Below are 15309 nucleotides of genomic sequence, written 5' to 3' on the forward strand. Positions count from 1 at the left end.
CCCCGCCCAAATGAGAACAGCCGCTTTGAGCGGCTGTTTTGGTTTAACGGGCGATTAGTTGCGGTTGCCTTGGGAGATGTCCTTCACCGCTTCCTTGGCGTCGCCCAGGCCTTTTTGCAGCTTGCCTTCCGCTTGCTTGTTCAAGCCCTTGGCTTGTTGCTCCGAGCTGCCGACCAGCTTGCCGGCCTCTTCCTGGATTTTGCCGCCGATGTCTTTCGCCGTACCTTTAACTTGATCCTTGTTCATGGTGAACTCCTTGGTGGGTGATGACGCAACAGGACACACAGCGCTGTGCTGAGTGCATGGACCCACTATAGGCAGACGCCGGCTGGAGTACTGTGCGATCGCGCACCAACGGGAGCAATCAGATTTTGCGCCAGACGCTGGCCAGCCACGGCTGCTGATCGCGCGGCAGACCTTCGGGGCGATAGTAATGTTGGACTGCGATAAATCCTGCTGCCAGCAGGTAACGCTGCCAGGTGTCGTAATCGTAGTAGCTGCCGTAGCGCGGGCCGTTCCAGCCTTCGCGGTTGTCGCCGCGCGGATTGGAGCTGAACAGCACGCCGCCGGTTTTCAGCGCGGCATGCAGGTCCCGCAGCACTGGCGGCAGCGCGGCGCTGGGCACGTGGAACAGCGAGGCGTTGGCGTAGACGCCGTCGAAGAAACCGTCGGGCAGATCAAGTTTGACGAAGTCCTGTTGCCACGCCGCGCAGCCGCTGTAGGCGCGCGCCATCTCGACGAATCGCGCCGAGCCGTCGACGCCGATCGCTTCGTGGCCCATGCTCTTGAAGGTCTTCAGGTCGCGGCCGGGGCCGCAGCCCAGGTCCAGCAGGCGGAATGGCGCGGGGCCTTGTATCGCATCCAGCAAGGCGGCGATGTTCTGGCTGACGTCGTGGTCGATGGTGCCGGCGAAAAACTGCTCGGCGTTGCGCTCGTAGTGCTGCAGCGTGGTCTGAGTGATCTGCTCGATAGGGTCGGGTTCCATGCCGCCAGTATATACGGTGGGTGCGGGATGGTCCGGCGAAGGATGCGCGCAGGGGACACCCATCGCGCATCCTTCCTGCTCAGCTTACCAGACGCGCACGCGGTCCTTCGGCGCCAGGTACAAGGTCTGTCCCGGCTGCACGTTGAAGGCCTGGTACCACGCGTCCATGTTGCGGACGGTGGCGGTGCGCCATTTGTCCGGCGCGTGGCCGTCGGTCAGGATGGCGCGGCGCAGCGCCGCTTCGCGCTCCTTCTCGCGCCAGCTCATCGCATAGCCGGTGAAGAATTGCTGGTCCGCTTGCACCGTCACGCGCTGCTTGTCGAGCGTGGTGTGGTAGGCGTCATACGAGGCCGCCAGTCCGGCCAGGTCGGCCAGGTTTTCGCTCAAGGTCTGCTGGCCGTTGATGGCCAGGTCCGGGAACGGCTTGTATGCCGAATACTGCGCCGCCAACGCCGCCGAGGCCTGCTTGAAATGCTTGCCGTCGGACGCAGTCCACCAGTCGCGCAGGCGGCCTTGCGCATCGAACTGCGCGCCCTGGTCGTCGAAGCTGTGGCTGATCTCGTGGCCGATGGTGGCGCCGATGCCGCCGTAGTTCATCGCGTCGCTGGCGCTCGGATCGAAGTACGGCGGCTGCAGGATCGCAGCCGGGAAGTTGATCGCGTTCTGCATCGGCATGTTGACCGCGTTGACCAGCTGTGCCGGCATGCACCACTCGGCGCGGTCCACCGGCTGATGCAGCTTGGCCAATTGCTGTTGCGTATGCACGCTGCGCGCGCGCAGCAGGTTGCCCAGCGCATCGCCCGGCGCCACCTCCAGCTGCTCGTAGCTGGCCCACTTCTCGGGATAGCCTATGCCGACATACAGGGTCTTCAGCTTGGCATGCGCTTCTTTCTTGGTGGCCGGGGCCATCCACGCCAGTTGGTCGATGCGGGTATGGAAGGCGTCGACGATCTTGCCCACCATTTGCTGCAGGCGCTGCTTGGACTCCGGCGGGAAATACTTGGCGACATAGACCTTGCCCAGCGCGTCAGGCATGGCCGCGTTGACGGCGGCCAGGCTGCGTTTCCAGCGCACCGATTGCTCCGGCGTGCCGTTCAGTGTGCGGCCATAAAAATCGAAGTGCTGGTCGGCCAGCGCCTTCGGCAGCGCGCTGCTCACCTGGTTGATGCGGTGGAAGGCGAGGAAATCCTTCCACGTTTCCAGCGGCGCCGACTGCACCAGCCGCGCCGCGCCGACGATGGCGGTCGGATGCCAGACGATGAATTTTTTCTGCCCGCCCAGACCGGCGCTGGCGAAGAAGGCTTTCCAGTCCAGCCCCGGCGCCTTGCGCGCGAAATCGGCGGCGCTCCAGTTGTTGTTGGCCTTCAGCACGTCGGACGAATCCTCGCGGCTGGCGTGTGCCAGCGCGATCTTGCGTTCCAGCTCGAACACGCGCGCGGCGCGGGCGTCGGCGTCGGCGATGCCGGCCAGCTTGAAGGTGGCGGCGATGTGCGCCTGGTACTGGCCGCGCAACTTTTGCATGGCCGGCGTAGCGTCCAGATAGTAGGCGCGGTCCGGCATGCCCAGCCCGCCCTGCAGCAGGTAGGGCGTGTAGTGCGCCGAGTCCTTCAGCCCTTGGGCGATCCACAGGCCGAACAGGTTTTCGGTGAAGAAGTTGGTGGCGTTGAGCGGATCGACATCGGCTTGCAGCGCGCCGCCCAGCGCCTCGGCCAGCGCGCCCTTGTCACCGATGGCGGCGATTTTTTGCAGCAGCGGCTGCAGCGGCGCCAGGCCCTTGGCCTCGATGCCGGACTCGTCCATAAAGGCGGCGTAGTAGTCGGCGATTTTTTTCGCCTCGGCGTCGGCCGGCTGCGCCGCCATCGCTTCGATCAATTTGACGATGCGCTGGTTGGTGTCCTCGACCAGCGCGTTGCCCACGCCCCAGCCGCTGCGGTCGGCCGGAATCTCGACACTGTTGAGCCAGTCGGCGTTGACGTAATCAAAAAAATCGTCGCCCGGCAGCACGGCGCTTTTGGCGGCGGCGGTCGATGGGGCGGCGGAGGTCGGCTCGGCGCGCAACGGCGCGGCCAGCATCAGGGCGGCGCAGATGGCCAGGCTTAACTTGCTTGTAGATGGGTGCATGGGAGTCCCTTGGTCGTGGATCTGGTTGAATGTCAGGCGTGGTACGCCAGCGTGCACGGTAGCGCCGCGGCGCGCGCGGCGACGCAGCTTTGCGACGAACGGTGGATTTGACGGAATAGATGGTCACAACACGGCAGAAAAGAGACGCCCGCCCAGCAAAATTGCTTCATTCATTCGGGGAATCGCTATATAGTTAGCCTATAGCAACGCGCTAATTACCCAGGAGATAAATATGAAACTTGATGCCCTGTTCCAGAATCCAACTGCGTTGCCTACCGCGCCCAAAGTCGTGGAAGAGCTGATCAGCAGTTTCGACAAGGCCAGCGTTTCGACCGAAGAGATCGCGAAGAAACTGTCGACGGATCCGGTGCTGAGCGCCAAGCTGCTGCGCCTGGCCAACTCGGCCTACTACCACGTGTCGCGCAGCATCGGCACGGTGGAAGACGCGGTGCTGATGCTCGGCTTCGTGACCGTGCGCACGCTGGTCATCAGCTCCGGCCTGGTCAGCGGCTTCAAGACCGTGCCCGGCCTCGACCTCAAGCAATTCTGGCGCTACAGTCTGCACACCGCGGTGTCGGCCAAGTGGATTGCCAAGAAAACCAAGGAAAACACCGACCTCGCCTTCACCATCGGCATGATGCACGCCATCGGCCAGCTGGTGATCCACTCGGCGATGGCCGAACAGGCGATGGCGCTCGACAAGGTGGCCGGCCCGCTGGACTCGCGCCGCCTGGACGCCGAGCAAGCCTCGTTCGGCTTCACCTTCGCCGACGTCGGCGCCGAACTGGCCAAGCGCTGGAAGTTCCCGCTGACCTTCTCGGAAACCATCCTGGCCTTCCCCGAGCCGCACCACAACGGCGAGCTGAACCGCCTGGCCGCCGTGGTCTCGCTGGCCGCCTGGCGCGCCCGCGTCGAGCAGGCCGGACTGAGCGAAGACGAAATCGCCGCCTGCTACCCGGCCGACCTGGCCGAGGAACTGGGCCTGGACGACAACGCCCTGATCGACGAAATGCCGTCGCCGGACGAGCTGAGCGCCGGGCTGGAAGAGCTGGTCAAATAAGCCAGCTTGTTCTTAAGGCCACGAAAAGCCCCGCATGGGGCTTTTTTTCGATCTTTTTCAAATATTTTTTCAAAACACCCTAAAGTTCCCGTTTAAGGCGACGTTAATCAGGACATGCGGTAATCCGCAATAACTAGCCAGGGTGAGAACATGACCTCCACCGAAGTCCTCTCGATGTACGAAAATATTGCCGGTTTGACCAATCAAATGGCCGCCGCCGCACGTCTGGGTGATTTCGACGGCCTGAGCCGCCTGGAGGCGCAATGCGCCAGCGAAGCCCGCGCAGGGGGCACCGGCGTGCCGGCCCTGAGCGGCGCCCCGCGCCTGCGCAAGATCGACCTGCTGAAACAAATCCTGGCCAACGACCGCGCCATCCGCGACGTCACCGAACCCTGGGCCAACAACGTGCCCGGCATGTCGCGTCAGTAAACCCGACCGCCAAAACAGAAAGCGCCGAAGCCGGCGCTTTTTTTTCGTTTGAGACACCCCCCCCCCCCTTAAAGCCAAAAAGGGTCAGACCCCGTACGGGGTCTGACCCTGGTTCGCCGCAGTGCGGGTTTAACCGGCCAGCGCCAGCTTCAGCGACAAGGCGATGCCCTGCGCCGCCTGGGTGATCTCGTCCAGCGACGGGAAACTCGGCGCGATGCGGATATGGCTATCCTTCGGATCGTTACCGTAAGGGAAAGCCGCACCGGCCGGCGTCAGCGTGATGCCCGCCTCCTTGGCCAGCGCCACGGTGCGCTTGGCCGAACCGTCCGGCGTCACCAGGTCGATGAAGTAGCCGCCCTGCGGACGCGTCCACGACACGCCCGGCACGTCGGCCAGGTAGTGCTCGAACTGCGCCAGCACCGCGTCGAACTTCGGCTTCAGCAGCAAACGATGCTGTTCCATCAAGGCTTCCACCGTCGGCAGGTCCTTCAGCAGGCGCACATGGCGCAGCTGGTTGATCTTGTCCGGGCCGATGCTGCGGATGCCGGCGTGCTTGGTCCACCAGGCGATATTGGCCGGCGACGCGGCCAGCGCGGCGATGCCCGAACCGGCCCAGGTCACCTTCGACGACGACGCGAACACGATCGCGCGGTCCGGATTGCCGGCCTTGGCGCAGGCGTCCAGGATATTGGCCACTTCCAGCTTTTGCTCGCCCAGATGATGGAAGCGGTAAGCGTCGTCCCACATCAGGCGGAAGTCCGGCGCCGCCGTCTTCATCGCCGCCAGGCGCGCCACCACGGCGTCCGAAAACACCACGCCGCCCGGATTGCTGTACTTCGGCACGCACCACATGCCCTTGATGCTGGCGTCCTCGGCCACCAGTTTCTCCACCAGATCCATGTCCGGACCGGCTTCGCTCATCGGGATGTTGATCATCTTGATGCCGCGCGCTTCGCAGATGGCGAAGTGGCGGTCATAGCCCGGCACCGGGCACAGGAAGGTCACCGGCTCGCGCACCCACGGGGCGTTGCCGGGCGTGCCGTTGAGCAGGCTGTAGATGATCACGTCATGCATCAGCGACAGGCGGGCGCTGCTGTCGACCACGACCTGCGCGGCCGGCACGTCCAGCAGCTTGCCGAACAGTTCGCGCGCTTCCGGCAGGCCGATGGTGCCGCCGTAGTTGCGGCCGTCGGTGCCGTCGGCGGCCTTGTAGCCGTCCAGCGCGGCCATCAGGCCATTCGACAAGTCCAGCTGCTCGGGGGCAGGCTTGCCGCGGGACATGTCCAGCTTCAGGCCGAGTTGTTTGAAAGCTTGATATTGCTCTACTGCAGTCATAGCGCTCTTTCAGTATGGGGAAGACGGAGGGGGTCGATTACTATACCCCAGATTGTCTGACCTCAATCAGAGCGTGCAGTTATATACTTATTACTGCTGCATCATGGATTCCGGCGTCACTTCGTGCAGCGGCGGCGCCTCCACCGGCTGTTCGCCCTCCCCGGCCGGCTTTTTCCGGCGGAAGCCCTGCCAGATTTTCAGCGGCCCGCTGCCGCGTTTCTTGCGCAGGTAGAGATAGCCGCCGGCGCCCAGCAACAAGGCCAGCACGCCGGCGCCGGCGGCGATCAGCGGCGTATTGCTGGCGGCCGGTTCCGGCGGTTTTTCCTTTTTGTACTTCAGCTTGGGCAACACGCGCACCTTCTTGACCGGCGCCGAGGCCTCCTCCGACGCCGCCGAGCTCGCCGCAGATGCCGACGTGGACGCGGATGCCGATGCCGATGCCGATGCCGGCGCCGTTGCCGGCGCCGTTGCCGGCGCGCCATGCGTAGCGGCTGGTGCCGGCGCCGGCGCCTGGGCCGACGCCGCGTGCGCCGCCGCGCTGGCCGCCCCGCCCGTCGCCGCCAACGCCCCTTGCAGCAACTTCACCTTGCCCTCCAGCTCGACCAGCTTGCTGGACAACTCCACACTGTGCGTATCCAGCGCCGCGCATTCTTTCGCGCTCATGCCGGACGGGGTGCAAGCGGCCGGAGCCGCCGGCCGCTTCACGCCCTTAGGCAGCGGCAACGGCGCCAAAGGCAGCAAAGCCTGCGCCACGCCCAGCGGCAAGCCGTCCTCGTCGCGCGCCGCATCGCCGCCGGCCGACGGCTTGGCCGGTGCGGGACGCGGCGCCGGGCGCGGCGCCTGGCCCATCGCATCGGCTATGCGCTCCGGCAAATTGCGCACCGCCGGCGACGGCCGCCGCGACGGCGCCGTCCGCAAAACGCCCGGCTCGCCCACTTCGGATTCATGCGCAGCCGGCATCGGCGCCGGCCGCGTCCGGTCCCGCACGGGCGCTGCGGCAGGCGCGGGCGCGGGTGCGGGCGGCGCCGCCAACGCCGTCTCCCTGGCCGCCCGCTCCACCCGAGCCAACGCCGCCGCCTGCGCCGCCGTCATGGCCGGCGGTGGCGGCGGCGCAGGATTCGGATCCGCCTGCAGCCACACGGTTGCCGCGCGCACATCCTGGCGCCCGGCGGCGCTCAGCTCCAGGAACAAATGCACGTACTCGGCATCGATATTGCGGGTGGTGGTGATGTGCAGGAACTGCCGGCCGTCGCGCCGCACCACCGACAGGTGCACCGAGGCCAGCGCCGGATTCATGCTGATGTTGGCGCCGCGAAACACATCCTGCTGCGCCAGCCGCACCTGCAGGGCCGACACCTCGTCCGGCGCCAGCTGCACCAGCTCGATATCGGCCGCCAGCGGCTGGCCGATGTAGGAGCGCACGGCGATATCGCCCAGTTCCGCCGCCGGCGCGGCGGCCGCCAGCAGCAGCGCGCCGGCGCAGGCAAAGATCGTGGTCAGGAATGGTGTGCGCTGCATGTCGGGGTCGCTTGGAGCGAATTCTTAAAGTGTATCAGCTATAACGGCTGATTTTCCCGGTTTTGTAGCCCTAGGTTAATTTTTCAGGACTGCGCTACACTGGAAGCCACTTAGCAAACGCACATGATTGCCTCCCCGCCCAAAGGAAACACCATGAACACCAGAAGTGAACGTGACAGTTTTGGCCCGATCGACGTCCCCGACCAGCAGTTGTGGGGCGCGCAAACCCAGCGCTCGCTGGAGCACTTCCACATCTCCACCGAACGCATGCCACTGGAGCTGATCCACGCGCTGGCCAGCGTCAAGCGCGCCGCCGCGCGCGTCAACCTGGACCTGGGCCTGCTCGAAGGCGCCAAGGCCATCGCCATCACCCAGGCCGCCGACGAGGTGCTGGCCGACCGCCACCCGGGCGAGTTCCCGCTGGCCGTGTGGCAGACCGGCTCCGGCACCCAGTCCAACATGAACATGAACGAAGTGCTGGCCAACCGCGGCTCCGAGCTGATGGGCGGGGTGCGCGGCGAAGGCCGCAAGCTGCACCCCAACGACGACGTCAACCTGGGCCAGTCGTCGAATGACATCTTCCCCACCGCCATCCACGTGGCGGCCGCCCAGGCGCTGGCCGGCCAGGTGCTGCCGGCGCTGCGCGCGCTGCGCGACAGCCTGCACGCCAAGGCCGAGGCGTTCGCCGACATCGTCAAGATCGGCCGCACCCACCTGCAGGACGCCACGCCGCTGACCCTGGGCCAGGAGTTTTCCGGCTACGTGGCCCACCTCGACTTCGCCGAGCGCGCCATCAGCACCGCCCTGCCCGGCGTGCTGCAGCTGGCGGCCGGCGGCACGGCGGTCGGCACCGGCCTCAACGCCCATCCCGAATACGCGCACCGCATCGCCGCCGAGCTGGAGCACACGCTGGCCCTGCCCTTCCGCAGCGCCGACAACAAATTCGCCGCGCTGGCCGGCCACGACGCGCTGCTGTCGGCCCACGGCGCGCTCAAGACCCTGGCCGCCGCGCTGATGAAGATCGCCAACGACGTGCGCTGGATGGCCTCCGGCCCGCGCTCCGGCCTGGGCGAGCTCAGCATCCCGGAAAACGAGCCGGGCAGCTCCATCATGCCGGGCAAGGTCAACCCCACCCAGTGCGAGGCGCTGACCATGCTGTGCTGCCAGGTGTTCGGCAACGACGTCGCCATCACCGTCGGCGGCGCCTCCGGCAACTTCGAGTTGAACGTCTACAAGCCGCTGATCGCCCACAACTTCCTGCAAAGCGCGCGCCTGCTGGCCGACGGCATGCGCAGCTTCGAAGAACATTGTGTACACGGAATAGAGCCCAACCGCGGCCGCATCGCCGAGCTGATGGAACGTTCGCTGATGCTGGTCACCGCGCTGGCGCCGCACATCGGCTACGACCAGGCCGCCACCATCGCCAAGCAGGCCCAGCACGAGGGAACCACATTGAAAGAGGCCGCGCTGGCGCTGGGCTACGTCAGCGCCGAGCAGTTCGAGCAGTGGATCGTGCCGCTGGACATGACCCGTCCCGGCGCCAAGGGCTAGCTTGCCTCAGAACCCGTACGAGTAACGCACCCCGGTCAGCCAATCCGGCCGGGCGCTGGCGTCGTGGCCGGGATTGACCCGCCACATCACCGCGCCGGTCAGCTTGCCCCCGCGGCCATCGCGGCCGAACATGGTGGTGTAGCCGAATTCCAGGTCGCGCTCGGTGGCGGTCGGCCGCAGGTTCAGGGTCGGCGCGCCAAACGCCGGCGCGCCCGGATCGCCGGACTGCGGCGCCGAGCCGCTGTACTGCAGCGTGCCGGAACGCACCTTGGCCGGAATCGACAAGGTCACCGCAAACCGGTCATGGCTGTTGAACACCTGGCGGGTCGACAGGCCCACGCTGAACGCCATCGTGCGCACCGACGATACCTGCGCGATCAGGCTGTCGGGATTGCCGATGCCCTCGGTCTTGCCGTAGGACGCCATCAACATCAGCGCGCTGCGCGAACTGAGCGCATAGCCCAGCGACAGCGAGGTGAAGGTGGTGGTCGGCCGGGTGTTCATCGCCAGCGCCGGCGTCTGCTGCGAGCCCAGCGCCGAACCGGTCTCGCGCAAAATACCGATGGTCAGGATGCCGACCGCGCGCCCCATTTTCTTTTCAAAATCCGCGCTGGTGAGGAAACGCTTGCTGTGCTCGTTGAGCATGGGGCCCAGCGGGTCGAGCAGCGCCAGGTTGTCCGGCAAGGCGCCGAAATGCAGGCGCGGCCCGCCGATGTAGGCGGCGCCATAGCGCGGCGCGGCATCGTTCTGCACCTGCTCGCTGAGCGCCAGCTGCCGGTCCGCCGCCTCGAACAGCAGCGACGAATTGGCCCGTTTTTCAAACGCGGGCGGTGGTTTTTGCAGGAAAAAAGGATCTGAAGCGGCGGCGCCCGCCAAGCCGGAAAGCGGACAAATCAGGACTGCGACTGGCCAGTAGAGCTTATTCATGATGCAACTCGCTGAGAGCAAACCACACTGCACAAAAATTCAGCAGTTAACTCAGGATAGCAACTTTTTTTCCCGACGGCAACCTCAACCGTACGGTATTCGTGAGGTAAACTGCGGCCCTGTCGGAATGCCGCTACACTACTGAAAGTAAGCGGCAGCGCCGATTTCACATCATAGCAACAGAGGATAAAATGCAGAAAGTAAGTTTTGAATTGAGCGGGGAATTTATTGAGCTGAATCAGCTGCTCAAGCTGGTTGGCCTGTGCGACAGCGGCGGCGCCGGCAAGATGATGGTCGCCGACGGCGGCGTCAAGGTCGACGGCAAGCAGGAATTGCGCAAGACCGCCAAGATCCGCGCCGGCCAGCAAGTGAGCGTGGGCGACATCCGCATCAGCGTCGCAGCGGCGTGAATTGATCTTGCATTTGGGCAATAACGACCTAAGCTGAAGGTCAGGACGGGTGGGCGCGTTTGACCCGGCGCAAACCGGCGGCCCTGACCGCCGATATATTGGGATGGCCCGCTACCCGGCTTGTTCAACCAGTTTTCTTACGACCAGGGGAACGTCATGGACGATCCTGAACACAATCTCCAGACGCAGGAACGCCTGCTCGACGACCTGCGGCAAGTGATCGAAAACGCCGAGGAGTTGCTCAAGAACACAGACCAGTACAACGGCGCGCTGTACCAGGCGGCCCGCGCCAAGCTGGCGCAGGCGCTGCTGACCGCCACCGAAGAACTGGCGCGCTTCGAAGACACCCAGCTCGACCGCATGATCGCACTGACCGCCGCCGCCAACCGCCTGCACCAGGACCTGACCGGCGAAGCGAAAATCCTGCGCGCCTTCCGCCCGACCTAGGCCGCCCGGCGGCCGGCCAGCCACGCATCCAGCGAAAACCTGCCCGGACCAAAGGCCACCAGCGCCAGCAGCATGACGCCCCAGTAGAAATGGTCGTTGAGCGCGGCCGGGCATTCAAAGCTCAACAGCTGCGGGTAGGAAATCACCGCCATCGCATTCACCAGGAACAGCGCCAGCGCCGCCGGCCGCGACACCAGGCCCACGCACAGCAGCAACGGCAGCGCCAGCTCGCCGGCCGCCCCAAACCAGGCCGCCAAATCGGGCGGCAGCAGCGGCACCCTGTATTCGTCGTGGAACAGCGCCAGGGTCGCGCTCCAGTCGCTCACCTTGACCAGGCCGGCCTTGAAGAATTGCCAGCCCACATACCAGCGCAGCGCCATGCTCATCAGGGAACCGCCCCACGCGCTCAGTGCCGCGTCGTAGCGGGAAATTTGTTGGTGCAGTCCGAGGATAGTTTTCATCATTACGCTTTCAAAATGAGTTAGTCGCCGCTAGGCGTCTATCCTGACAATCAAGGCGAAATCTATCCACTGCCGCAGATTGGCGGCGAAGTCGTAGTCGTCGTCGAGCTCGAAGGCCGCGTCCAGCGCCGCGCCCAGCTCGCCGCCGGCGGCCAGCACCGACAACGCCGCGTGGCTGGCCGCGCTCAGCGGCAGGACCTGGGTTTTCCAGCGCGGCCGCGTGACCAGTCCATGGGACGGCGCCGCCAGCTCGGCCGGGAACGCCACGCCGCTGCCGGGCTGGTGCGCCTGCCACAGCGCCACCGTCGCCCAGTCCGAGGCCAGCAGCGTGCAGGCCGGATGCAGTTGCAGCCGCGCCGACTCGATCTGCGCCGGCGTCAGCGCCGCCATCTGCTGCGCCGTCACGCCCTCGGCCGAGGGGGCGTAGTGGGCGCGGTGCAGGGTCCACTCCAGCGCCGCCATGTCCGGCAGGTAGGGGAGATCGGCCACATGCGGGAAGGCGCGCAGAAAGGCGCCGAAGTGCGCACCGAAGCGGTTCAGGTCGCCGCTGTCGGACGGATGCGCATGGCCGTAAGCCTGCGCCAGGCCGCCGAAGAATTCTTCGCCCACCAGCATCTGGATCACCGGATAGGCCGCGCCCAAGGTCTTGCTCCAGGTGGCGCCGAGGTTGCCGCGATACAGCGCGTAGCGGTGTTCCTTGTGCTCGCCCTTGCACAGCGCCAGCGCCGCCGGCGTCTGGCGCGCGTCGAACAGCGCGCCGGCAAACACTTGCTGGCTGGCGGCCAGCGCCGCCTGCTCCGCCGGCGCCTGCGCCTGCGCCGCCACGGCCGCGCACGGCGCGGCGGCCGGCGCCGGCGCCGGCGCGGCATGGCGGCGATGCAGCGCCTCGGCCTTGCCGGCCTCGCCCAGCAGCACGCTCAGCTCGGGAATATCGGTATCCCACTCGATCAGCGTCGGCACCGCGCCGAAGCGCTGCAAGGCCGCCTCGTACAGGCGCCAGACCGGCTCGGCCACGGTGTCGCCGTGATGGTCGATCACCGCCTGCGGCGTCACCAGATGGCCGGCCAGGTGCATCTCGCCCACCATGCCGGGGCGGATCGCGGCCAGCGCGGCCAGCGCGTCCTCGCCGTGGTTGCATTGATTGACGTACAGATTGTTAATGTCCAGCAGCAGGGCGCAGCCGGTGCGCGCCGCCAGCGCCGCCATGAATTGCGCCTCGCTCATCGCGTCGTCGTGGAAACGCACATAGGTCGAGACGTTTTCCAGCAGCAGCTGGCGCTTGAGCGTGTCCTGCACGCGGTCCACGCGGGCGCACAGCAGGTCGAGCGCGGCCTGGTCCAGGGTCAGCGGCAAAAGGTCGTTGAGTTGCCGGTCGCCGACGGCGCCCCAGCACAGATGTTCGGACACCAGCACCGGCTCCACCCGCTCGACCAGGGCGCGCACGCGCTCCAGGTGCAGCCCGGAGTAGCCGCGCGCCGAACCCAGTCCGAGTCCGACGCCATGCAGGCTGATCGGATAATCGCGCCGCAATTGCTGCAACACGTGCCAGTCCCAGCCGGCTTGATCGAGATAGTTTTCGGTATGAACTTCGAGCCAGGCGGCGCGCGGCCGCTGCTCGATGAACTGGCGGTAATGCGGAGCCCTCAAGCCCACGCCCACGCCCGGCAGAGGCTGCGCTGGACTTGGCAAGGACATGGCTCCGCGACCGCTCGCTGCGATTACTTGGCTGGCGCTGCGGTTTTGCCGCCGGCTTTTTCGCAGGTGCCCTTGGCCACGTATTTCCACTCGGCGGCGCCGTTGTCGGTCTTCGACTGGCCGGCGCAGGAGTGCGCACCGTTGGCGGCGGCGCAATCGTTCTGGCCAGCCTTGGCGATGCCGAAGCATTTCTCTTTTTCAGCGGAAGCCGACGCGGCAGCGGCGGAAGCGGTGCCGACCGAAGCGGCGCATACGGTGGCCAGGGCGGCGGCGATCAGGGCTTGACGTTTGTTCATGGTAAGTCTCCTCAAGGATGGAAGTTAAGTTCAACGTGCAACGAAAATCGTCTGCAACTGTACGGTAGTCGACAAACAGCGCTCCAGCCTTACACTTTTTTTCAGACTTTTTTTCGCAAGTTCCGAAGGCAGAGCTAGCGTACCAGCAATAACGCCTCTACGCATCATTCTGTTGACAGGATTCAATTCGGGAAGGGACGCCGGGCGCAGGTACACGCCGGCATGCCGCGCACCGGCCGGCGCGCAGAGCGGTCACGCGGCGCCAGGCGGGCCGCGGCGATGCCGTTCAGGCAGTCGTGTTGATGGTGTTGCCGAGATGCGAAGGCAGATTCGGCGCCGACGGCACCGGAGGAATCGCCTCGATCAGGGCAGCAGCGCTCGACGCCTGGATATCCTGGGCTTTTTTCAATACCGCGATGCCGACCGCCTGCTTGGTGCCGGTGTCTGCAATCGTGGTGGCTGTTTGAGCAATGCCTGAAACGTCCATGTGATTCTCCAGTAAGGCGTATCACTTCTTTTACGGACGTTCCGGGCGTAACTTTAGGCGTTTGCTGAAACTTTTTTCAGATAGCCGCCCAACCAGGCCAGCACGGCCTGCGGCTGGTTCAGGTCCAGCCACGCCACGCCGGCCCGCAAGTCCGCCGGCGCCGGCTGGTCGGAGGCGACCGCGATCACGCGCGCGTCGTCGGGGTACAGCGGCGCCTTGCCGGTCGCGGCGCGATACACCTCCAGCTTGGCCACCGGATAGGACTTGAAGCCCTCCAGCAAGGTCAGGTCGGCGGGGGCGAGACGGTCCAGCTGCTCGTCCAGCGACGGCTCGGGCGCGCCGCGCAGTTCGCGCACGATCGCCACCCGGAACGGTGACGCCACCATCACCTCGGCCGCGCCGGCCCGGCGCAGGCGCGAACTGTCCTTGTGCGGCGGCTCCAGCTCCAGGTCGTGATGGCTGTGCTTGATGACGTTGACTGTCAAGCCCTGCCCGGCCAGCCCGGCGATCAGCCACTCCAGCAGCGTGGTCTTGCCGCTGCCCGAGGTCCCGGTGACCGCCAGCACGGTGCGCTCGATTTCTCTTTGCATTCCCTACATCTCCGCTGCATCATGTTGCCGCCATTATACGCAGCAACATCGACGCGGGGATGGCGGCTTACTCTTCGTTCAAGGCCTTGAAGCGTTCGCTGCGGCCTCTGCGCGTACCCAGCAGCAACAGTGCGATGCCGATGAAACCGGCGACGTGGGAGCCGGTGTCCTGTTGTGCCTGCTCAGCGGCGTGGGCGCGCGGCACCGCGAAGGCCGCGGCGATCAGCAAGGGCAGCAGTTTCAAGTGTTTCATCGTATTTCCCGTGCATGAATATCAATGATAGGAAAATATCATTCCCACATGACGGGCAGATGACAGCTTTCAATACGGGACGCGGTAGCGATAACCCTTGAAGTTGAACACGGCTTCGCGCGGCTGCAGCTTGTCGAGAATCAGGCCGGGGGCGACCTCCTCGCCTTCGTGGCGCAGTATCTTGTCGATCAATAACAGCCGGTCGGCGGGATTCTTGGAATAGATATAGCCGCCTACGGCGATATGCGGGATCGAGCGCTGTATCGGTTCCGGCAAATCGCGCAGGTTCTGGACCGCCTCTTCCTGCGCGACCGCCGGCTTGGCGGCTTTTTCCGCCACAAGCGCCGCTGCCACCGGCTCCGGCGCCGGATGCGGGCGCGGCGCCGGCGTCACCGTTGCCATCGGCGGCGGCAAGGCGGCGGCCAGCGGCGGGATGTCCGCCGACGGGGCTGCAGCCGGGACCGGCGCCGGGGCTGCGACGACAGCGGGCGCGGCTGCCGCGACTGGCGCAACGCCGACCACGCCAACCGGCGCGGCCGCCTGCTGCGCGGGGCGCAGCACCAGCGCCAGCAACACCGCGATCGCCACGCCCATCGCCAGCAGCGCCAGCACGACCGGCTTCTTCAAGGCGCCGCCGGCCGACTGGCCGTCCGCGCCATGCAGCGTGGGGGCGTGCAGCGTCGGCGCACTGCCCAGTTGACGTTCCGCCTGCGCCTTCTTCAACGCTTCCAAAATATAGGACAT

18 protein-coding genes are annotated in these 15309 nt (G+C 65.8%); 5 read left to right on the forward strand and 13 right to left on the reverse strand.

The genetic code is table 11. The features are described from left to right. Positions 1-54 precede the first annotated feature (54 nt). The 3 genes from KVP70_RS04005 to KVP70_RS04015 all read right to left on the reverse strand — a co-directional run bounded on the left by KVP70_RS04005 (position 55) and on the right by KVP70_RS04015 (position 3106). Entirely contained in the window at positions 55-246 is a 192-nt protein-coding gene (locus KVP70_RS04005; RefSeq protein ID WP_217940809.1) for a CsbD family protein, read from the reverse strand. 118 nt (positions 247-364) lie between these two features. Continuing rightward, positions 365-985, reverse strand: coding sequence for a class I SAM-dependent methyltransferase (locus KVP70_RS04010; protein WP_217940810.1), 621 nt, complete (start codon positions 983-985; stop codon positions 365-367). Positions 986-1069: 84 nt separating this feature from the next. Beyond that, on the reverse strand, positions 1070-3106 hold the full coding sequence (locus tag KVP70_RS04015; RefSeq protein ID WP_217940811.1) for a M13 family metallopeptidase: 2037 nt from the start codon (positions 3104-3106) through the stop codon (positions 1070-1072). A 232-nt stretch (positions 3107-3338) separates the two neighbouring features. On the opposite strand from KVP70_RS04015, the gene KVP70_RS04020 reads away from it, so the two are divergent. Together KVP70_RS04020 and KVP70_RS04025 are read left to right on the forward strand one after the other, a co-directional pair. Continuing rightward, complete coding sequence (locus tag KVP70_RS04020; protein ID WP_217940812.1) at positions 3339-4166, forward strand: HDOD domain-containing protein; 828 nt, start codon at positions 3339-3341, stop codon at positions 4164-4166. A gap of 150 nt (positions 4167-4316) precedes the next feature. Beyond that, complete coding sequence (locus KVP70_RS04025) at positions 4317-4595, forward strand: flagellar protein FliT (protein WP_217940813.1); 279 nt, start codon at positions 4317-4319, stop codon at positions 4593-4595. A gap of 129 nt (positions 4596-4724) precedes the next feature. Here the strand turns inward: KVP70_RS04025 and KVP70_RS04030 are convergent, their stop codons facing one another. Continuing rightward, positions 4725-5930 (reverse strand): aspartate aminotransferase type Ic, encoded by a 1206-nt coding sequence (locus tag KVP70_RS04030; RefSeq protein WP_217940814.1) that lies wholly within the window; start codon positions 5928-5930, stop codon positions 4725-4727. A gap of 90 nt (positions 5931-6020) precedes the next feature. Further along, complete coding sequence (locus KVP70_RS04035) at positions 6021-7448, reverse strand: type IV pilus assembly protein FimV (protein ID WP_217940815.1); 1428 nt, start codon at positions 7446-7448, stop codon at positions 6021-6023. Between the two features lie 153 nt (positions 7449-7601). Between KVP70_RS04035 and fumC the strand changes: the two genes are divergently transcribed. Beyond that, positions 7602-8999: a class II fumarate hydratase gene (gene fumC / locus KVP70_RS04040; protein WP_217940816.1), complete on the forward strand. Its 1398-nt coding sequence runs from the start codon at positions 7602-7604 to the stop codon at positions 8997-8999. 6 nt (positions 9000-9005) lie between these two features. Here fumC and KVP70_RS04045 read toward each other — a convergent pair whose 3' ends face one another. Beyond that, a complete protein-coding gene (locus tag KVP70_RS04045; RefSeq protein ID WP_217940817.1) occupies positions 9006-9926 on the reverse strand; it encodes a hypothetical protein in 921 nt (306 codons plus the stop codon). A 191-nt stretch (positions 9927-10117) separates the two neighbouring features. Between KVP70_RS04045 and KVP70_RS04050 the strand changes: the two genes are divergently transcribed. Then, on the forward strand, positions 10118-10336 hold the full coding sequence (locus KVP70_RS04050) for an RNA-binding S4 domain-containing protein (RefSeq protein WP_217940818.1): 219 nt from the start codon (positions 10118-10120) through the stop codon (positions 10334-10336). Positions 10337-10492: 156 nt separating this feature from the next. Further along, positions 10493-10783, forward strand: coding sequence for a DUF883 family protein (locus tag KVP70_RS04055; RefSeq protein ID WP_217940819.1), 291 nt, complete (start codon positions 10493-10495; stop codon positions 10781-10783). Here KVP70_RS04055 and KVP70_RS04060 read toward each other — a convergent pair. From KVP70_RS04060 to KVP70_RS04090, 7 genes are all read right to left on the reverse strand, one after another. Next, a complete protein-coding gene (locus tag KVP70_RS04060; RefSeq protein WP_307730260.1) occupies positions 10780-11247 on the reverse strand; it encodes a DoxX family protein in 468 nt (155 codons plus the stop codon). The genes KVP70_RS04055 and KVP70_RS04060 overlap by 4 nt on opposite strands. Positions 11248-11274: 27 nt before the next feature. Next, positions 11275-12939 carry an MNIO family bufferin maturase gene (bufB, locus tag KVP70_RS04065; protein WP_217940820.1) on the reverse strand — a complete coding sequence of 555 codons (1665 nt, stop codon included), beginning with the start codon at positions 12937-12939 and terminating at the stop codon, positions 11275-11277. A 23-nt stretch (positions 12940-12962) separates the two neighbouring features. Beyond that, positions 12963-13235, reverse strand: a complete 273-nt coding sequence (locus KVP70_RS04070; RefSeq protein ID WP_020705445.1) for a BufA1 family periplasmic bufferin-type metallophore — start codon at positions 13233-13235, stop codon at positions 12963-12965. Positions 13236-13521: 286 nt separating this feature from the next. Beyond that, positions 13522-13722 (reverse strand): YjfB family protein, encoded by a 201-nt coding sequence (locus KVP70_RS04075; RefSeq protein ID WP_020705444.1) that lies wholly within the window; start codon positions 13720-13722, stop codon positions 13522-13524. A 53-nt stretch (positions 13723-13775) separates the two neighbouring features. Beyond that, positions 13776-14312, reverse strand: coding sequence for a molybdopterin-guanine dinucleotide biosynthesis protein B (gene mobB / locus KVP70_RS04080; protein ID WP_217940821.1), 537 nt, complete (start codon positions 14310-14312; stop codon positions 13776-13778). Positions 14313-14379: 67 nt separating this feature from the next. Next, a complete protein-coding gene (locus KVP70_RS04085) occupies positions 14380-14565 on the reverse strand; it encodes a hypothetical protein (RefSeq protein WP_217940822.1) in 186 nt (61 codons plus the stop codon). A 69-nt stretch (positions 14566-14634) separates the two neighbouring features. Beyond that, complete coding sequence (locus KVP70_RS04090) at positions 14635-15309, reverse strand: general secretion pathway protein GspB (RefSeq protein WP_217940823.1); 675 nt, start codon at positions 15307-15309, stop codon at positions 14635-14637.

Source organism: Duganella violaceipulchra (assembly GCF_019166075.1).
Lineage (GTDB): Bacteria > Pseudomonadota > Gammaproteobacteria > Burkholderiales > Burkholderiaceae_D > Rugamonas > Rugamonas violaceipulchra.